This window comes from Verrucomicrobiota bacterium (assembly GCA_037139415.1).
GTDB lineage: Bacteria > Verrucomicrobiota > Verrucomicrobiia > Limisphaerales > Fontisphaeraceae > JBAXGN01.
In genome coordinates this window covers 21,213-41,280 of the sequence record JBAXGN010000028.1, presented here as the reverse complement: position 1 = coordinate 41,280, position 20,068 = coordinate 21,213, and the positions used below count along the sequence as shown (strand labels likewise).

Below are 20,068 nucleotides of genomic sequence, written 5' to 3'. Positions count from 1 at the left end.
GGAGGTGGCTTGTTTTCGGATCTCGGATTTCGGATTTCTTTCGGGATTCGGTATTCGGACTTCGGGATTCCGCTGAGTACGCCACCGAAAACAGCGAAGAACCCGCAACTTTATTGCAGGTACATGCGAAAGAATCGTCCGCTCGCACCGCTGGTCAGATTGCTGATGGTGTGCAGGTTGCCGTCCCCCGGGAAGTTGGTCAACGCCTGCCAGAGCGTCTGTTGCAGGTTGTCCTTGTATTCAATATATACCGTTTTGCCCACCTCGGGCCGCAGGCTGAATAATATCTGCCCGCTGGTGATCGCCGGCGGGAAGATCGCCGGCGGGATCACCGCCGGTTGCGTCACGAAGTTCAAACTCCAGCCAGCCACGCTGCCAGCGGCCGCCCCATTGGTGCTGCCAGCATTGATGAACAAACTCCACACGCCATTGGGGTCGCTCCCCGTAAACGCCGCCAAATTGGTGGCGTACCCATTCGTGGGCGCTGGGGCCGGCAAGGCCGGCACCAGCCCGATCACCGTTGGCCGATACACTCCGCTGGTAATCGCGCTTTGCGCCGGCACCCCGGTGGCCGCCGTGTCATCAAAGGTCAAGGTCGCTCCCGCAACCGGCGCGCCGTTGGACCCGCCCGCCAGGAACAGGACCGCCTGCCCGGTCGGGCTGACCAACAACATCTGTAAATCCGCCGGGTAGGGATGCGTCAAATTACTCACGGTGAGCGTCACTTGTTGAACGCTGCCCGTGACCCCCGCAATCAGGTTGGTAAACGGATAAACCGACGCGGGACCCGCACTCGGAATCGTGATGGTTCCGGCCACACTCGCCGTGTTGGTATGGATCTGGCCGGGGGGCAGGATGAGCAGGCGCGCCGGCGTGCTGGTCACCACCCCATAGGTATTCGAGATCACCAGCGAATAAGGTCCACTTTGAACATACTGCACCTGGGCGAGGCTTAATTGCGTGTTGGTAGCGTGGGCGAGCGCCGTCGCATCCAGATACCATTGATACTGCATCGGCAGGTCGCCGCTCACCGTGACGCTCAAATTGGTGCCGCCATGCAACGGGACCGTGAGGCGTGATGGCGGGTTCTGCACCACGACGGGCGGACGGCCAATCAAAATCTGGTCCACCCACCCGGCATCCTGCCCGGCGCTCACACTGCCATTCTTAACGTAGTTCCAGCGCACTACGTTGGTACCAGCAGGGACATCATAGCCCACCCGGGTCCAGTCCACTTCGCCGGAGATGAGGTTGGTGCGCACGCCATTGAGGGTGAACTCCAAATAATCAGTGTTGGTTTCCGAGGAGACCTTCCACCAGAACCCGATGTGGCTCGGGCCCACCACCGTTATTTCCATCCAGGATTGCATGGCGTCTCCAATGAAACCGCTTTGCGCCGCCGCCACGCCATCATGGGTGATGGTCGGCAATCCCAGCCACGGGGCGTCCCCCCCGGTGGCCACCGCCAAACCCGGGTTATTCACCGCCACCGCCAAGGGTAATAGCGGAATCACCGTCAACGTGGCTATACTGCTGGTGGCGCTGCCATAGAGATTGGTGACCACAACGTAATAGTTCTTCGCATCGGCCGGTTGCGCGTTGGCAATGCCAAGCGCCGCGACCCCTCCAAATGCCGCGCCAAACGTATTGGCAATGGACAGCCCGTTGGAATACCCAATGGGCGCGCCGTTGTAGTACCATTGATAAAGCAAGGGTGCAGTGCCGGTCGCGGTCACACTAAAGGTCGCGTTGCTGCCGATAATGACCGATTGATTGGTCAACACACTGGTAATCTGCGGGGGGGTGGGAACCGCCACTTGGACTTGGTCCAGCCACGCCGCATCCGTGCCGCTGGCGCCGCTGCCATCCTTGATATAACGCCAGCGCAACACATTGGTTCCCGGCGCCAGCGCGAACGTGCGTTGGTGCCAGTCAATTTCCCCGGAAATTTCAAACTGCGGGTAGGGCGGCGCGCCGTTGTTGGGATAAGGCGCGCCATTGGTGTAGAATTGCAGTTTATCAAACCCGAGTTCCGAGGAAACTTTGCAATAGAAGCTCAGGGTGGCCGGCCCGACCACGGTGGTTTCAATCCAACTCTGCTGCCCATCGCCAATCTTTCCACTTTGGTCGGCATTCACACCATCAAACGTCGTGCTGGTTTCCGGGAACCAGTAGGCATCACCCCCGGTGGTCCAGACGAGGTTGGTGGCTTCGACCGCCTCGCCCAGTTGGCAGGAATCATACGTGCTGAAATCGCTCTTCATGAATAAATTCGGCATCCCCAGACCAGCGGACAGACCCGCCAGACCACCAGTAATGCCCACATTCAGATAGGTCAACCGGATACGACCATCGAAGAACATTTGAATCTGAAAGCTGACCGCTTGCGTGCTGCCAGCTTCATACACGTTGGTAAAGGTCACGGCCACCAATTTGGACGTCTGTTTCCAGGAAATCGTCCCGCCATTGCGCGGGTTCCAGTCGTGGAAACAGGCTGAAACACGTGGCAGACTGAAATGATTGGTTAACGACTCGAAGGAATTTGTATCGCCGCGATTCATGGTCAGGTAGCCGTTGCTGCCAATGAAAAAGACATTCGTCCGCCGGTTGTAGATGGCGACGGTGTTGGTGCCGGTGAGTGTGACTTGCGCGTAGGCGTTATCATTCAAAGGAACCAGCGTGCCACCAGTGGGATCAGTGGGAAAGACGGTCGCCGGCTGGCGGCAAACCCAATAATTTGTGCGGCCATCCGGCGTAAACGTGTACGACGTGTAAGCCAGGTCATTGGTCGTGGCATTATCGAATAACTCGGTGTAATTATCGGAAACACCCACCCCGAGAATGACCGGACGCGATTGGATGTCGGGTTCGAGGCTATTGGTGAAAATCAGCGTGTTGGTGTAGATCCCCATGGGCAAACCATTTGCGGCCGCGTTGACCGTGATCGTGAGCAACGTGGACCCGTTGGCTGGAAGAATGCCATTCGTTTGCGACACGGATAACCACGCCTGGGTGGAAGTGACCCGCCATGCCATGGGAGTCGCTTGACTGTTGAGCAGGGTGTAGGTTTTGGTCGAAGGACTGAATGGACCACCCACCGGCCCCCGACTCACCAACCCGTCGGCGGGCGATATTTGTAGAAATAAGGGAGGCAGGTCAAAGCTCTCATGCACGCCACTGGCCGTCGAACTGGATGGGGAGGTGGCACTGTAGCCCATGCCACGTTTCGCAAACGCGGTCCATAACTCATAGCGGTTCGTTCCGCCGTTATTCACCAAGTCCGCCTGGATTATCGCGTCGCGGGCTTGGAGGAAATTGGGGTGCGCAGGGCTTAATTTCATGCCATCGGTCACCAGTTGCAGGATGAGTTGATTGCCAATTGTCCAGCCATACTTGTTAATGAGATTGGCACGCGCTTCCCACAAGGTCACGCACCAGACTTCCCCCTCGTTATGGACTTCGTCGGCATAGGCGGCATTGCAGGGACCAAACATCCCGGTATGATACGGTGCCGGCGAGGAACAGAAATCGGCTTGGGCCGGATCAATATCCTTGAAAGTCAGGGGATTCCGAGCCATCGCCGTTGTGTACGGATAGCGCCGGATGCCAAAGTAGTAGTTCTGCAAATCGTTGGGCCCGCCAATTTTATAGCTGGCATAGCCGCCGCTGGCATAATTGCCATTCACATCATCGGCGGGCTCGCTCAACAATGACATGGCGTAGAAATCAGACCACCCTTCCCCCATGCCGTCAGACTGGGTGTCACCTAATACGTCTCCCCCCCCCACCAGCCGCCAACTTAAACCATGCGTATGTTCATGGATCACAACTTCCGCATCCAAGTCCCCATCCCGGCGCGGGCTCATTCCCGTGAAAAGGTACATTTGCATCCGCCCTGAATTCCCATCCGGCGGCGTGGAGAAGTTGGCATTGTCGGTGCCGCTGCCATCCTGGGCGTCGGCCATTACCGCGTCATTGGCAAAACCGCCCCGTCCGAAGTTGTTACTCTGAAAATTACCGGCAGCTTCGGTGAAGCCCAGTGCATACATTTTGTCATGGTACCAGTTGCACAGGTAAAACAACTGTACGACCGCCGCCTGACTGTAATTGGTTGGGTCCTGGGTGGTCAGGTCCATGGGAAAGTTAAAAACCCGGGCGGGCGAGCCTTGCGGCCGTGGTAAATCCGGTATATCATCGCCGTTGCGGTCAGTATGTGCATCCACATTATTGCCCCAAGTTTCGTTGCCGCCGTCATTTATCCAGCCAGCGGGCGAGGCATTAGTGTCTAACGCCGGCAGGGTTACCAGCGTGCGCGAGACCAACGGCGGTTGGTTCGTCACCGGGGTTGGATAGCCGGGCGACAGCGGCGAAGGACTATCGCTCGTAAAGACGTTGTACGTTGCGTCCGTGAGATAAGCCGTCAGGCAACGCCGCACCAGCGCTTCGCCCGTCTGCACCGACACGAGCACCCGAAACATCTCCCCTCGCGCGCGGCTCATAAAAATCACATCCCAACACAGTTGCAGATGATTTTTATCCATCGGCACCCAACGTAACTGCACCACGGTTTGGCCTTTAAGCCCGGGTGCCGTAAACACTTGGCGCTGCTCCGCTCCGGTGACCGCCGGATTCGCGGGATCCACCGTAAGCTGTGCTTCCACGAGCGTCTCGCCAATCGTACTGACCGCGCTTACCACCGCTTGGCGAGCAGTTACCGGGGGTGCCAAAATCACCATTGCGCGTTGGGGGGTTCCCAAATCGGCCGCCGCTGCGGGAGCGGCCACAAATTGACTGGCTACATTGACTAACTCCCCATTTTTGGTGGTGTGGGACTTCAACACGCCTTCAAAGATCGGAATTCCATCCACCTGCTGTTCCCACACAACCGTGTGCAACCCGTTATGCACATCCGTATAATCCCGCAATACGCGTGCCTGATCCAACGCTTCCGGCCCATGGCCAAAGAGTTGGCGATGTTCCATCAGAAAGGCTTTGAGGACGCGGTGCGGATCGTTGGCGGCGAAGCTCGTCAAAGATTCCGGTGAAATCGCCTGTCCCTGTCCATTGGGGCCGGTCAAAAATCCTTGCGCGGCGGAAATCACCTTGGGGGAACCGGTAATGGGCGCAAAATCCACTTTTAGACCGGGCACAACACCGCCGAGCTTAACCAAGCTGGCGGCTTGGGTGGCTGGCAATGCCGCCGCTGCTGCCTGAGCAGCGGGAATGACGCGTTTGTCGAAATTCGCCATGGGTGGTTTTGCTGGTGGGAGAAGACCAAAAGCGGCGGGTGCCATCATGGACAAAAGCAGGACCCCTGCCAGCATTCGCAGCCAAGTGAAATTAAGCTTGTTCTGGTTCATAAACTAATTTTTTTCTTTTCTAACTACCCAGGCGACTTTACCATAATGCCATTGAACAACTTAGTTCTACCCCTTCCCTGCATATAAGGCGAGATGAAAAAATCACTTTTTATCGCTACCGCCGGTTCCCCAAGCAATGCGTACAGCCATAACAAGGTTCCAAACCCGCCGCCCTGACATTGATTCAAAAGTTTTTCGACAAATTTCTCAAGGGAGCGGAGGGGCAGGTTGAGTTGGTGCCAGAGGCGGAATGGACGGTGACGCACTGAGGCAGGAACAGTTATCAGTTATCGGCAGTGCATCGCCAAATCGCGGCACATGCAGACATTCAGACCCGAGGCCCCCGGCGGCTTCAAATTGTATTTCCCGAATAATTCCAGAAAACCCCAGCGAGCACACCGGTAGTAATCGAGATCGGGAGGCGTCGTGGAACCCACCACGGGACGGTGGTGGGGCATCCAAATGGAAAACAGCGGCACGATACCGCGCTGGGCGACATACTCGGCCCCCGCCAGCAAACTTTCCAGCGGCTCCAAGCCTACTACAAAGGCGCTGCACACCTTGTTGGGTCCGTGCTTGCTCGCCGCGTACTCCAAGGCGCGAAGTTGTTGTGCCCGGCCGATATGCCGGGCGATTCCCGGACAGACCTGCTTGAAAATGTTCTCATCCCAGATGTTCAGGTCGTACGCCACACGATCCGCCCCTGCCGCAAACACGTCATCCACCGCCGCCGGGTCCTTGGGCGCGCTGGTGTAAAGATAGATTTCTCCCGCAATATTCTCCAAACCCACGCGTCGCTCGATGGCCGCCAAAACCTCAGTCGCCAGCGGCATTTCCCCGCGCCCGGCATCCACTTCAGAACCGCCAGTCAGTTGCACATCATGGATGTGCTCCTGGCGAACACAGTACTCCACCGCTTCCGCCACATCCTCAGGCGAGGGATTGGGCGGCAGCGCCTGCCCGGCCTGCTTCATGGCCAGCGTGATGTTTCCCTGGTAGCAGAAGTGGCAAGGAATGCCTCCCAGGGCAAATTGGCAGGGCCAGAGATAGGGGAAGGAGACCACATCCAAACCCTGCAACACGGCCATCAATTGGAAGGGAAAGCCCCGGCTGGTTTGCTGCTCATAGAAACCCGTGGCCGGTGGGAAATCCACCTCCGTGACGAATTTGCCCCGATAGATCAGGCAGGGCCGGCCAGCCTCGTTGACCGACAGACTGAACTCCGCCGAAGGACCGATATGGAACATATGCGCGGGAATGCGCCCCGGAAGCAGGAGGCAGTTGCAGGCGAAGAGGTGACTGGTGGGCGCAATGCGGTGCGTGCTCCCAAAACGCCGGGTAATTTCCTCCGGCACGTTGATCCCGCGCGTGATGAGCAATGTCTTCAAATCCAGGACATCCACCGTAGCCTCATCCAATTCAAAAGTGGCTGGCACACCATCAACTCCACGCGCGGTTTCCGGCTGGCTTTTGGCTCCTTGCTTGGCAACTTTTTTCATGATTTTTAATATTCTGTGTCCGCCTGCTCAAAAACCCGGAGGATTTTATTGAACGCATCACGCAGCGCGGCGTAATCCGTCAGGTCCACCGTATAGCGGCCATCCGTATTCGGGCGGGAAACGACATGCCCATCGGTAAACAGTATGCTGGTTGCCGTTTGCTGATGATGCGTGTGAGGTTTGACGTTGAAGACTTCCAAGTCAGGGGGACAAAGGAACTGCGTGTCCAAGGCCAGGGCACGAATGGTTTTCCCCAAACGGTTCGTTCCCGGATTATCGAGTTTCAGAGAGACTGGGGTGTTGGTATCCGCGAGATTATCGAACAGCTTGGTGTTGCCACCATGTCGGTAATAGTAGCTGCCTTGCGCCTGTTGGAAGCCGACTTTGGCGAGTTCCGTATCCGCATCCAAAGGCTGATCCGCACCGGGGCAGAAGAGGACTTTAGGCTGTCCGGCCAAGTAGTGGTCGAGTAGCAATCCCAGCCCGACCGGGGTGCCCTTCTGAAGTGAGAGCAGACTCGTGGGAGCGCCGGTGGAGGGATAAAAACTTGCCGGACTAGTGAACGCCGAGGCTTTGGGACCGTACGGCATCAGCCCCTCATTTTCGTCGGCATAGACGCGCACGGCAATACCAACCTGTCGCAGATTGGAAATGCAGGCCGCCTTCTTTCCGGCGGCCTTGGCCGCGGCCAACGCCGGAAGCAGCAGGGAGGCCAAGATTGCCAGGATTGCGATCACCACAAGCAATTCCACGAGCGTGAACCCCTGCGAGCGGCGCATGACTTGTGCTGGTGGCATGGGCATAATCTCGGCTAAGGCAGTTGGCGCGCACCGTAAAAACGCCGGTTTGTATTGGTGAGTGGATCAGTAAAAATCACCGAGCCAGAAGAATTAGTCACCGTGCCAAGACGGCTCCAGTTCGACATGGGCATTGAAAGATTGGCGCTATGCAGCAACTCGAAACGTGTGCCAGGTTCACTTTGCAGCAGCAGATTGAATTGGCCGTTCGTTACCATCGGCGAGTGCAACTGGAGGTCACAAATCGAGCTGAGCCGGACGTTATCCAAATCCCAATACCCACCCTGAACCTCAGCACTAACAGTAGAAAACATCCGCACCCCGAGGTGTCGGCCTGACCAGGGGTCGCTGGGTTTCACCGTGGGGACACGTGCTTGAATATCTACGAAATTCGTGGTGGTGGGGAAGAGCAGCAATGAGTTGGTGACGGACGTCGCCGCCACCGTTACCATGTTGCTGGCAGCATCCCGATAATATAGGGCAATTTCCATCGTTGCGCCTTCCAACATACCACCTCCGCCACCAATGACCCCAACGGTTAACTGATAGGATTTGCCCGCTTCAAATATCGCATTAAAAGAATGCGATGGGAGCGAATCATTCCAGGCTTTGGAGTCGTAATCCTGGAACAATCCGGTCTGCGGCACGGCAAAGAGCCAGATCGCCTGGCCACCATCGCAATTATGAATGTGGTCCGCGCTGCCTAACGCGGTGTTCTTGAATGCGCCCACCAGTTGAGTCCATAAAAATCCGCCGCTCTCATCATATCCCTCGGGCTTGTCGGTCTTCTGCCAGGCATCAAAGTTGATCGTCACAAAAGCAGTGACCGGGGACTCGAATGACGCATTGGGCAAGTTGATCGAGCCAGCCCACAGTGATGATAGGTTTGCGGCGATAAGCAACGAGCCAACGGCAAGCCTGATGCGTTGGCTGTTCATATAACAACCCCGTGTTTGGCAGCTATGACTTTCCACGGGAAAAGCGCCGGAGCATCATAAATCCGATAAATCCAAACGAAATCAAGGCTGGAACACCCGGTTCCGGAACCGCCACCAAGCGCACATTGTCCATATCCCAATAGCCGGCGCCGGCACCAAAAGCGGATTCCACCTTGACCCCGATGTTTTGGCCAGCCCAAGCATCACCCGGCTGAACGATTGGCACCTGAACCTGAAAATCGGTCAGATGCGTGGTGGATGGCAACGCGGCGGCGGTGTAGGTAATCGTGGTGGACACCACGGTTACCGGATTGTTTCCGCCATCACGATAGTACAGGCTTAAAAGCAGGCTGGACCCATCCGCCATGCCTTTGCCCAGCAACCCGACGGTCAGATCATACGCCGAGCCGATGTTAAATTTGGCATCCGGCGCCGTCAGGTCTTGCGACAAGGCAACTTGTGGAAAAGCCAGTAAGTACGCCGATTGATTCCCATCCACGTTGTCAATATGGTCCGGCTGCCCGACGGCTGTATTCAAGAATAAACCGGCCGTTTGTATCCACGAAAAGCCATAGGCAACTTCATCAAAATACCCTGGCTTGTTGGCCTTTTGCCAGGAATCAATGTTGATCCCCACATACGCTGTAGTGGGCGATTCAAATGAACCGTTTGGCACCAAGACCACGCCTGCTTGCAGTGAACCAACCCACGCCGTTACCGTCGCCGTCAAGGCAATCGCCAGCGTTCGATATCCTCTGCCCGGCGCAAACAATGATGGCAGGCGGTGCTTCGTTTGATGTTTAGCCATAAATATATTCATAATGTTTTATATTCAAGCAACCCAGCGCGGCGCTTGCTGCGAACACAGCAATTGGATTTGGATCACCAGTTGCCAAGTTGCACGTATGCGCAGATTGGCATATATAGAAAATCGTGGCAAACCTTTTTTGCGTAAAAAATGTTTGCTTGGGGACCGATTATATGTGCTTATTTGCGCATACATTCTATGACAACGAAGCTTAAAACTGCGCCGGTCAAGTCGGCGAAACGTGCAACGAAAGCCCGCTACATCATGATTGGCGGCTTTCTCGGGGCCGGCAAAACCACCGCCGTGGGCAAGCTGGCCAGGCAACTCACCGATCAGGGTCTGCGCGTCGGCCTCATCACCAACGACCAGGGGCGCAACTTGGTAGATACAACCATGCTGCGCTCGCAGGGCTTCGCCACCGAGGAAATCCCCGGCGGCTGCTTCTGCTGCCGGTTCAATTCACTGGTGGATGCCGCCGCCAAACTGAGGGAGCAAACCCATCCGGATGTGTTCATTGCCGAGCCGGTGGGCAGTTGCACCGACCTGGTGGCCACGGTCACCTATCCGCTCCGCCGACTTTACACCACCGAGTTCACCGTGGCCCCCGTCAGCGTGTTGCTGGACCCCATCCGGGCCTTGCGCGCCTTCGGGCTGGAAGCGGGCGGCAGCTTTTCCGAGAAGGTGCTCTACATTTATCTCAAGCAGATTGAGGAAGCGGATCTGATCGTCATCAGCAAGTGTGACCTGCTCGACGCGGCGCGGCTGGCGGCCCTGCAAATAGCCATCGCCGCGAAGTTCCCAGGCAAAGAAATCCTGTCGGTCTCTTCACGGAACGGAACGAACCTGGAGGCCTGGTTTGCCCGCATCACCAGCGGAAAACAACCCGCAGGCAAGGCGATGGAAGTGGACTACCAAGTCTATGCCGATGGCGAGGCGCTGCTGGGCTGGCTGAATTGCACCGTGCAACTGGTGGCGACGAAGGCGGTTGATTCGGATAAGTTACTCCAACGGGTGGCCAGCGAAGTGCAAAAGCGGTTGCAGGCCAAAAAGGCCGAGGTGGCTCACTTGAAAATGACCCTGTGCCCAAACCCCTGCCAGCCGGAAGCGATTGCCGTGGTGAACCTTGTTCGCAATGACTTTATCCCGGAACTTTCGCTGAAACTCAAAGGTCCCGTGCAAGGCGGACAATTAACCATCAACCTGCGGGCTGAGACCGCGCCGGATGTGCTCGGTACCGCCGTCCGCGAGGCGCTGGCGGAGGCCGCCAAGGCGTTCCCCACCTTGACTGCCACCCTGGATCATCTGGAACACTTCCGTCCGGGCAAGCCGAGCCCCACCCATCGCTTTAAATCCGCCAAGTAAACTCTCCCATGCAAGCGATACCCAAATGGTTTACCGGAGAATTCTTCGGCACTTTCCTGCTCGTATTCTTCGGCTGTGGCAGCGTGTGCGCGGCGGTCCTGACCGGCGCCCAGGTCGGGGTGTTTCAGGTGGCCATCGTCTGGGGCCTGGGCATCGCCACGGCCATCTATCTCACCGGCGCGTTGAGTGGCGCACACCTGAATCCTTCCGTAACCATCAGCCTGGCGGTGTGGTCGGATTTCCCCAAATCCCGCGTGGTGCCGTACATCATCACCCAGATGCTGGGCGCGTTTGTGGGTGCGGCGGTACTGTACTTCGTCTTTGGCGACGCGCTCACCGCGTTTGAAAAGGCGAACCACATCGTCCGCGGCCAGCCGGGCAGCGAGGCCAGCGCGATGATCTTCGGCGAGTATTTCCCCAATCCGGGCGGCAAGGCGTTGACCACCGAGGCGCGGGCGACCCTGTCTGCCATCGCGGCATTCGGGACCGAAGTCATCGGCACCGCCGTGCTGCTGTTGGTGATTTTCTGTTCCACCGACGAGCGGAATAAAGCGCGTCCGCAAATCCTCACCGCCGCCACCATCGGCCTGACGGTGACCCTGCTGATTTCATTGCTCGGCCCGCTCACCATGGCCTGTTTCAATCCCGCCCGTGATCTGGCCCCGCGCCTGTTTTCCTCACTGGCCGGCTGGGGCGGCGTGCCGTTCCAGGTGAACGGGCTGGGATGGCTGACGGTGTATATCCTTGCGCCCGTGTTGGGCGGCTTGCTGGGCGGCGGTATTTACCGGGCTTTCTTTAAACCAGCGTACGCGCAATAATTTCCGCGATGGATAACGGCAAATCGCGGATTCGGACTATCAGACCATAGCATTTCACTGTTGTTCCTGGACGACGTGGCCCGGCAACCCATCCCGGCAGATTGGTTGAAACGCGAATCCCCATGATGTACGATGAGCCCCATGAAGCGACTCATTGCTATCCTTGTAGTGCTTTTACCGTTGGCTTTACTGGCCGCCGGGGAAGCGGCCCTGTGGTATGCTGCCCCTGCCACCCGCTGGGAGCAGGAGGCGTTGCCGATTGGCAACAGCCGTCTGGGTGCCATGGTGTTTGGCGGAATGCAGAAGGAGCGCATTCAGTTCAACGAAGAAAGCCTGTGGATCGGGGATGAGAACGACACCGGTGCCTATCAGGCTTTTGGCGATCTGTTTATTGAGTTCGAGTCTGGCACCATTACTTCCGTGGAATGCGCAAGCGGCCAGACCTCCCCCGGCGGGCAGTCGGTCGCCGCCAGTATTGACGGTTCGCCTGCCACGAAATGGTGCCTGGAGCATCGCAATCAACCGGTGATCTGGCTCGGCCATTGTCCGGGCGGAATGCTCGTGTCGTCCTATGCGTTCACATCCGGTGAGGACATGCCGGATCGCGACCCCAAATCGTGGACTTTGGAAGGTTCAAACGACCTTCAGACTTGGACCTTGCTGGATAAGCACACCCATGAACCGTCCTTTCCCGGGCGTCATCAGCGCAAGGAATACGCGTTCACCAACACGCAGAAGTTTTCTCATTATCGGTTCACCTTTTTCGATCACGGTTCGCGCACGCATTTCCAGATCGCCGAAATTGAACTCGGCAAGCCGGCCGGTCCTGCGGTGACCGCTTATCGCCGCAAACTCGACCTCAGCCGAGGGATCCATACCGTCACCTATACCAGCGGCGGCGTGCAATATCGGCGGGAGTATTTTGCCAGTCACCCGGCCGGGGTCGTGGTGCTGCGTTTCACCGCGGACAAGCCGGGCGCTTTGACCGGATTGGTGTCGCTTGCCGATCTGCATCAGGGCCGGATTGCGGCTGATAAAAACCGGCTCACCGTGGTAGGCTCGCTCCAGGGTTACAGCTACAAGGAAGGCTCCGCCCAGCGCGAATCCCCGCACAAGCCGTATGCCTTCGCGTTGCAATACGAGGCCCAGGTAGGTGCCCTCAACGAGGGTGGTTCGATTGCAGTCGCCGACGGCATGATCGCATTCAAGGCCGTCAACAGCCTGACCCTGTTTCTTGATGCCGGTACCGATTTCGTGCAGGACCGCGCCAAGGGCTGGCACGGCGAACTTCCGCACCGTCGCATTGAAACACGGCTTGCCACCGCGATGGCCCAGCCATACGAGCAGTTGCGAACGGATCATGTGGGCGATTTTCAGAAGCTCTCCGGGCGCGTGACGTTGAACCTCGGTCCGGCGGATGCGGCGCTTGCCTCGCTGCCCACCGATCAGCGTGTGGCCAACTATAAAAAGGCCAGTGCGAAGGATATCGGGCTGGAAACCTTGCTCTTCCAGTATGGCCGTTATCTGCTCATCAGTTCCTCGCGTCCGGGTGGTTTGCCGGCGAATTTGCAGGGCAAGTGGAATCAAAGCATCCGACCGCCGTGGCGTTGCGATTACCATACCGATATCAATGTGCAGATGAATTACTGGCCGGCCGAGGTGGCCAATTTATCGGAGTGTTTCCTGCCCTATGCGGATTGGCTCTATTCGATTCGCGACGTGCGCAAGGAGGCCACCCGGGAGGCGTTCCATACCCGTGGTTGGACGATGCGTGCCGAAAATGGCATCTTCGGCGGCTCGACCTGGCAGTGGGTTGAATCCGGCAGCGCGTGGGTGGCGCAAAATCTTTGGGAACATTTCGCCTTCACGCAGGATCAGGCCTATCTGCGCGATCGCGCCTATCCCATTCTTAAGGAGGTTTGCGAGTTTTGGGAAGACCGGCTCAAGGCGCTGCCGGATGGTACGCTGGTGGCGCCGAACGGGTATTCACCCGAGCACGGTCCGCACGAGGATGGCGTCTCGCACGATCAACAGTTGGTGTGGGACCTGTTTTCCAATTACGTCGAAGCCGCCGATGCGCTGGGGGTGGATCGCGCCTACCGCGACAAGATCGCAGCCATGCGTGACAGGTTGCTGGCTCCGAAAATCGGTAAATGGGGCCAGCTTCAGGAATGGATGGTGGATCGCGATGATCCAAAGGATCAGCACCGGCACCTCTCCCATTTGGTGGCGTTGCATCCGGGACGGCAAATCTCCCCGTTGCAGACGCCGAAACTGGCGGAGGCCGCCAAAGTCTCCCTCACGGCCCGCGGTGACGGGGCCACGGGCTGGAGCAAAGCGTGGAAGATCAATCTGTGGGCGCGGCTGTTGGATGGGGATCACGCTTATAAGATCGTCAGCGAATGGGTGAGCGGCAGTGTGCTGCCCAATCTCTACGATACCTGCCCGCCGTTTCAGATTGACGGTAATTTCGGTTACACTGCCGGTGTCTGTGAGATGCTGCTGCAAAGTCACGAGGGTGAAATCCATCTGCTGCCTGCGTTGCCCAAAGTCTGGGCTGCCGGTAGCGTCAAAGGCTTGCGCGCGCGCGGCAATGTCACGGTGGACCTGGAATGGCAGAATGGTGTCGTTACGGGTTATCGCCTCACTTCACCGGAGCCGTGCGAAGTAAAGCTCCGCGTCAATGGGCAAGTGAAAACCGTCAGATCGGAAAAACCATGAGTATGTCCGGTAACACACCATCTGCGATGAATACCCTGCCGGGTCTTGTCGCCTTGCTGATGTTGCCGTTGGCTGTGCTGTGTGCCGGGCAGCCCGAACGCCCCATTGTCGGTGCCATCCGGTGGGATGCGTGGTATGGCACGAACGGGCCGGTGAAGGAAACGGAAGTTACGCTGGGGCCGCCGAAGTATCACTTCCGGTTGCCGTGGTTTGCGCGTTTGGTTGGTGCGGACAAGGTCAGCATCAACGGTGATTCGCAGGCGATTGTCGAAACGGAAATCGCCTATGCGGCGGAAGCGGGGCTGAACTACTGGGCCTTTGTTGACTATTGGGACGACGCCAATTTAAGCATCGCGCTCCGTCGCTATCGCGCCGCCAAGGACAAGCGCGGCGTGCGCTATTGCCTTATCGAGGAAGGTGGGCGGCTTGACACAATGGGCGTGCGCGGTTGGGCACGGCTCGTTGATCATTTCAAAGACCCGAATTACCAGACCGGGTGCGAAGGACGCCCGCTCCTTTTTGTGTTCGGCAAGCCGCAGCGCCTTGGCAAAAATGCGTGGCAGGAACTCGGTGCTGCCGCCACCGCCGCCGGGCTCAAACCGCCGTATATCGTGCTCATGGGCTGGCAGCCGCAGCAGGATGCGAAGGACATGCAAGCGCTTGGTTTCGATGCAATCTCGGCTTATGCGTGCGGCGGAAGTTATACCATGACCCCGCCGTCGTATGCGCAACAGTGTGCTGGCATCCGGCGCGACCGTTGGGAGAAATGCCGCGCGCTCGGCCTCCAGTGCGTTACCTTTGCCAGTGCGGGTTGGGACACGCGCCCGCGTAACGAGCGTCCTCCGTCCTGGATCACTGGGGTCGCTGCGTCGCCGGATAACACACCGCCCGCGCAGCAGAAACCGCTCATGGATGCCGTCACCGCTACGCCTGATCAACTCGCTAACCATCTCCGCGAAGCCGTGGACTGGACGCAGCACAATCGCGACCTCAACCCGAGTAATGCCATCATTATCTACGGTTGGAATGAAAACGACGAAGGGGGTTGGCTGATTCCTACGCTTGGTGCGGATGGTCGCCCCAATGAAGAGCGCATCAAGGCCGTGAGCAACGTGTTACGCGTCTCTTCGTCATTAACACCTTCAACCTCAATACTCCCACCAACGCCATGAACCCAACCATTCTCGCTCTCTTGTTCACTTCGCTTGCCGCGTTTGCGGCGGCGGACACCGATCCCTTTGCGCCTTATCTCGATGGCAAGGCGCCAGAGATTCTGCGCGAAGTGGCGGCCACCAATGTGGTGCCGGACAATATCACCCTGCGGCAGGTGGTGTTCCGTTCGCGCGATAATTCGGAAATCTTTGCCGTGATTGCCACGCCAAAGACGCCGGGCAAACATCCCGGCATGCTCGTGTTGCATGGCGGTGGCGGGAATGCCGAGGTGGACAAGGCGATGGCCTGGGCGCAGCGCGGCTATGTGGCGGTGGCCCCAGATTTGCCGGGCATCGCCGAACCCAAAAAGCTGACTCACACCAAGGGCAGGTGGAACGCGCTCAAATATGGCGATGGCCGTTGGGTGGCGACCCCTGATGCTGGAGCCAGCGTGATCTTTGATGCCGTGCTCAGCGCCATGAAGTCGCTCTATCTGCTCCGTGCGCAGCCGGATGTGGATGCCACGCGCATCGGGGTCGTCGGCATTTCCTGGGGCGGCTACATGACCACCATGGTCTGTGGTCTTGCCGGGAATCAGGTACGGGCGGGTTTCGCAGTGTATGGCTGCGGCTTTTATGATCTGACGGCGCAGTTGAATGGGCCAAAGTCCACCCTCGGTGGCATACCCGTGCAAGAACGCGACCGCTGGCTGCGGGATCTTGACGCCGGCCGTCGCGCGCCGGGCATGAAGGCGGCGTTTTTCATTGCCGGAGCGGCCAACGACTTCTTCTATTGGCCGCGGGCGGTGCAGGCCACCTTGGATGCCGTTCCAGGCGAGAAGAACCATGTCTATGCGCCCAATGCCAACCACAAGATCCCGTTGCCCGGCGGCACCGTGTTTCCCAAAGCATCCGCCGAACCGTTCAAGCCCACGGCGTTTCAACCGTATCCCACCCCCAGCGGCAGCAAGGCCAACTGGCTTGCGATGGAGGTGCCCTTTTTTGACTATTACCTGAACGCCCAAGGCAAGCCACTGCCCACGGTGATCGTGGAAAAGAGCGCCCCGCTCGTCGCTCGCTTTAGGGTTACTGCCCCGTGCCCATTGGCCGGTGCGGAAGTTTATTGGGCCAGGGAGGATTCGGATGTGATGAAGCGCAAATGGGAGCCGTTGCCCGCCGCCAAAATCGGCGATAACCGTTATGAGGCCAAACTCCCCGCCGAGGCCGCTGATTGGTTCGCGGTGGTGTCCGACGATCGTCCCGTTACGGTCTCGAGCGATTTAATCCAAGTTACCGGGCCAGCGAACCGAACTCCTGCCACCCAGCCTCAACCATGAAACCAAACCGCACACTTCTCGCCATCCCAAGCCGATACTACGAACGCTGAAATTCATCGGCAAGAGCGTATGACCGAGATAAATCTCACTAACCCTCTCCACTCGTGAACAGCAAGGAGAACGACGCCTTCCATCTAGAATAAAACCTGTGAACCACTTCATCCTCCTCTCCCTGCTCGCTTTCGCTTCCCTGGCTCCGGCCATGGAAACCAACCTCGCCGCCATTCCAGCCGTGCCAAACTTCTCTCCCAGCCCGGAATACGCGGACAGCGCACGGCTGTTTCAAGGAGTGGCTGGTATTGAGCGGGCGGGGAATGGTCGCTTGTGGGCGACTTGGTATGGCGGTGGTCTCACTGAGGATGCCCACAATTACATCCTGCTCTCAACGAGCGGCGATGATGGCAAGACCTGGCAGCGCGTGCTCGTGCTTGATCCCGATGGCGACGGACCCGTGCGCGCTTTTGATCCATGCCGATGGCATGATCCCGAGGGCAGGCTTTGGCTGTTTTGGGGACAAGAGACGACCCAGCCGAAAGGCCGCGCTTTCGGAACCTTCGTCACCTTTGCGATCACGACCACGGACTCGGGTAAAGCCGATGCGAAGTGGTCGGCACCGCGTGCGATCGCGAAAGGCGTGATGATGAACAAGCCGACGGTGTCGAAGGATGGCCGGTGGCTGCTGCCGGTGTCATCATGGTATTCCGAGGCCAGCTCGCGCGTGGTGGTTTCGACGGATCACGGGGCGTCGTTTGTCGAACTGGGTGCGGCCAGCATCCCCGACCGAAAATCGCGCAGCGCCGATGAGCAAATGATCGTCGAGCGAACGAATGGCTCGCTGTGGATGCTGGTGCGCGGGAAGTTCGCCACGGGTGACAACTGCATCACGGGCCTCGGTGAAAGCGTGTCCACGGATGGCGGTAAGACATGGTCAGACGTGAAGGCCAGCGCGATTCCGCATCTGACCACGCGCTTCTTCATTCGCCGGCTGGCGAGTGGCCGGCTGCTGCTGGTGCGGCAAAATCCGCCAGCCGGCGCAAAGGGGCGTTCGCACCTGACGGCGTTTCTTTCCGACGACGATGGCCGCACTTGGAAAGGCGGGCTGCTGCTCGACGAACGCGATGGCGCAGCCTACCCCGATGGCGTGCAGGCAGCCGATGGCAGGATCTCAGTGATCTATGATTTCCAGCGCGCGCGGGACAAAGAGATCCTCATGGCCATCTTCACCGAAGCCGAAGTGCTCGAAGGCAAACTCACTTCGCCCAGGAGCCAACTGCGCGTCCTGGTGAACAAGGCAACCGGCGTGAAGACTCCCAAGCCCGCCACCACGCAACCCGCCAAACCTGCCACCGCACGGCTTTGGCCGCTCAATGCGGTGGATGACGCGATCAAAGTTTACGGCACCGCGACGAAAGCGGCGGGGGTGAACGGCCAGTGCCTTGTGCTCGACGGGAGTCAGGTCATCGAGCTGAAAGACAGCGGTCGGCTCAATGGCGGAGCAGAGGGATTCACGTTCTCCGTGTGGATGAATCCCTATGCTCCGCAGAGTGGGCAGCAACTGATCGCGGCAAAGAATCGCTACTCGTTCGGCGAGCGGCAGTGGAGCCTGGCAATCGAGTCGAACGGCCGCCTGCGCGCCTATCTGCAGCAGGAGAAATGGAAGAGCATCAACCCGGTCGAGGCCTTGCAGCCGGGCCGCTGGTATCTCGTTACGCTTACCGTCGCTGACGCGAAAGCGGCGCTCTTTCTCAATGGGCAGCCCGCCGGTGAAATCACACTTACCAAGGCGCTCCCAGCCACGGAGGCACCGATCACGCTTGGCGGAGTGAACGACCGCGGACGACTGCTGCAGCAGTTCACCGGCGCGGTGGATGAGGCGCGCTGGGAGCCGCGCGTATGGAGCGCGGCGGAGATTGCGGGGATCTACCAGCCAGTCGCGGCTACGCATGAAATCCCGAAGGCCATCATCGCCGACACCCCGCTCTGGGATGCGAATGTAAAGCTGCCAAAGGCCGCTGATGCGCCCGTGCTCGATGGCGTGACGTTTCAGGTCATCAAGGCCAACGAACCCGAAAAAGACGGCTACATCTGGCTGCATGGCGTTGGCCTCGCCTGGCACAAAGGAAAGCTGTTCGCATCCTTCGGTCACAACAAGGGCGAAGAGAACACGCACGGCGAAGAAGCACGCGGCCGTATCAGCGCGGATGGCGGTAAAACGTGGGGCGAGACCTTCACCATCGGGACCGGGGCGGGAGTGCCGGACTTGTCCATCAGCCACGGCGTGTTCCTTTCACATGGTGGCAAGCTATGGGCCTTCCACGGCGCGTTTTATGGTCGCATGCAAAAGATTCACACGCGGGCTTTTGTGCTCGAGGAAAGCACCAGTGCGTGGCAGTCGCAGGGTGTCGTTGTTGATGACGGTTTCTGGGCGCTGAATCAGCCGGTAAAGATGGAGGATGGAAACTGGATCATGCCTGGCATCAAAGCGGGTGCGATTTCCGAGACCAGCAAGAACCCCGCGGCTGTCGCCATCAGCCATGGCGATGATTTCACAAAATGGGATCTCGTAGTCATCCCAGCCGTCGAGGGACTCACGATGTGGGGCGAATCGGGCATCATCGTTGATGGCCCGAAAGTGACCAGCATCGCCCGCTTTGGCGCCAAAGCGCAGGCGCTCATTGCCGTGAGCAAGGACTACGGCCGCACCTGGATCGCCTCGGCACCAAGCAACCTGCCCATGGCCACCTCCAAGCCCGCCGCCGGCATGCTCAGTACCGGCCAGCGCTACCTCGTCTGCACCACCACCGCTAACAGCGGCGGACGCCGCACACCGCTCACCATTGCCGTCAGCAAACCGGGCGAGTCGGTGCTCAGCCAGATCTTCATTATCCGTCCCTCCGCCTTCCCGCAAGGCCCCGGCGATGTGGCCGACGGAGCGCCCCTCTCCTATCCGTGCGCCATCGAACACGAAGGCAAACTCTACGTCGGCTACTCCAACGGCGGCGGCCGGCGCGGCAATCACAACAGCGCCGAACTGGCCGTGATCCCCATTCAAAACCTCCGCGTGAAACCATAAAACACCTTTTCTCCCGGTCTATCAGGCCATCATCCCGACGCGGGAAAGGTTTACCAGAATCTGGTTTCGGGGAATTCTCTCACCATGGCGTGTTTCTACCCCGCCCGCGGTCTGGTCCCGCGCCGGTTTTCCTCGCTGGCCGGTTGGGGGCCGCGTGCCATTTACAGTGTTCTGTAAACGCAAATAGCGGCCCGCGTGTGCGAG

At 58.6% G+C, this 20,068-nt stretch carries 11 protein-coding genes; 6 read left to right on the top strand and 5 right to left on the bottom strand.

Annotated features, from left to right (window positions below):
• Nucleotides 1-110: 110 nt before the first annotated feature.
• From WCO56_07070 to WCO56_07050, 5 genes are all read right to left on the bottom strand, one after another.
• On the bottom strand, nt 111-5,249 hold the full coding sequence (locus tag WCO56_07070; GenBank protein ID MEI7729315.1) for a M36 family metallopeptidase: 5,139 nt from the start codon (nt 5,247-5,249) through the stop codon (nt 111-113).
• Nucleotides 5,250-5,647: 398 nt separating this feature from the next.
• Complete coding sequence (locus tag WCO56_07065; protein MEI7729314.1) at nt 5,648-6,859, bottom strand: radical SAM protein; 1,212 nt, start codon at nt 6,857-6,859, stop codon at nt 5,648-5,650.
• Nucleotides 6,860-6,864: 5 nt separating this feature from the next.
• Entirely contained in the window at nt 6,865-7,656 is a 792-nt protein-coding gene (locus WCO56_07060) for a prepilin-type N-terminal cleavage/methylation domain-containing protein (GenBank protein MEI7729313.1), read from the bottom strand.
• Between the two features lie 14 nt (nt 7,657-7,670).
• On the bottom strand, nt 7,671-8,594 hold the full coding sequence (locus WCO56_07055) for a hypothetical protein (protein MEI7729312.1): 924 nt from the start codon (nt 8,592-8,594) through the stop codon (nt 7,671-7,673).
• Between the two features lie 22 nt (nt 8,595-8,616).
• A complete protein-coding gene (locus WCO56_07050; GenBank protein ID MEI7729311.1) occupies nt 8,617-9,402 on the bottom strand; it encodes a PEP-CTERM sorting domain-containing protein in 786 nt (261 codons plus the stop codon).
• A gap of 198 nt (nt 9,403-9,600) precedes the next feature.
• On the opposite strand from WCO56_07050, the gene WCO56_07045 reads away from it, so the two are divergent.
• From WCO56_07045 to WCO56_07020, 6 genes are all read left to right on the top strand, one after another.
• Nucleotides 9,601-10,764, top strand: coding sequence for a GTP-binding protein (locus tag WCO56_07045; GenBank protein MEI7729310.1), 1,164 nt, complete (start codon nt 9,601-9,603; stop codon nt 10,762-10,764).
• An 8-nt stretch (nt 10,765-10,772) separates the two neighbouring features.
• The gene (locus tag WCO56_07040; protein MEI7729309.1) at nt 10,773-11,582 is read left to right on the top strand and encodes an MIP/aquaporin family protein; all 810 of its coding nucleotides are present in this window, start codon (nt 10,773-10,775) and stop codon (nt 11,580-11,582) included.
• A 141-nt stretch (nt 11,583-11,723) separates the two neighbouring features.
• Nucleotides 11,724-14,303 (top strand): glycoside hydrolase N-terminal domain-containing protein, encoded by a 2,580-nt coding sequence (locus WCO56_07035; protein MEI7729308.1) that lies wholly within the window; start codon nt 11,724-11,726, stop codon nt 14,301-14,303.
• Nucleotides 14,304-14,305: 2 nt separating this feature from the next.
• On the top strand, nt 14,306-15,475 hold the full coding sequence (locus WCO56_07030) for a glycoside hydrolase family 99-like domain-containing protein (protein MEI7729307.1): 1,170 nt from the start codon (nt 14,306-14,308) through the stop codon (nt 15,473-15,475).
• Nucleotides 15,472-16,791, top strand: coding sequence for a dienelactone hydrolase family protein (locus tag WCO56_07025; protein MEI7729306.1), 1,320 nt, complete (start codon nt 15,472-15,474; stop codon nt 16,789-16,791). The genes WCO56_07030 and WCO56_07025 overlap by 4 nt, the downstream gene beginning before the upstream one ends.
• 148 nt (nt 16,792-16,939) lie before the next feature.
• On the top strand, nt 16,940-19,864 hold the full coding sequence (locus tag WCO56_07020) for an exo-alpha-sialidase (protein MEI7729305.1): 2,925 nt from the start codon (nt 16,940-16,942) through the stop codon (nt 19,862-19,864).
• The last annotated feature ends 204 nt before the right edge of the window (nt 19,865-20,068 follow it).

Coding starts and splice junctions, on each gene's coding strand:
- WCO56_07035 (MEI7729308.1), top strand. CDS start 11,724: ATGAAGCGACTCATTGCTATCCTTGTAGTGCTTTTACCGTTGGCTTTA.
- WCO56_07070 (MEI7729315.1), bottom strand. CDS start 5,249: ATGGCGAATTTCGACAAACGCGTCATTCCCGCTGCTCAGGCAGCAGCG.
- WCO56_07040 (MEI7729309.1), top strand. CDS start 10,773: ATGCAAGCGATACCCAAATGGTTTACCGGAGAATTCTTCGGCACTTTC.
- WCO56_07045 (MEI7729310.1), top strand. CDS start 9,601: ATGACAACGAAGCTTAAAACTGCGCCGGTCAAGTCGGCGAAACGTGCA.
- WCO56_07030 (MEI7729307.1), top strand. CDS start 14,306: ATGTCCGGTAACACACCATCTGCGATGAATACCCTGCCGGGTCTTGTC.
- WCO56_07050 (MEI7729311.1), bottom strand. CDS start 9,402: ATGGCTAAACATCAAACGAAGCACCGCCTGCCATCATTGTTTGCGCCG.
- WCO56_07060 (MEI7729313.1), bottom strand. CDS start 7,656: ATGCCACCAGCACAAGTCATGCGCCGCTCGCAGGGGTTCACGCTCGTG.
- WCO56_07025 (MEI7729306.1), top strand. CDS start 15,472: ATGAACCCAACCATTCTCGCTCTCTTGTTCACTTCGCTTGCCGCGTTT.
- WCO56_07065 (MEI7729314.1), bottom strand. CDS start 6,859: ATGAAAAAAGTTGCCAAGCAAGGAGCCAAAAGCCAGCCGGAAACCGCG.
- WCO56_07055 (MEI7729312.1), bottom strand. CDS start 8,594: ATGAACAGCCAACGCATCAGGCTTGCCGTTGGCTCGTTGCTTATCGCC.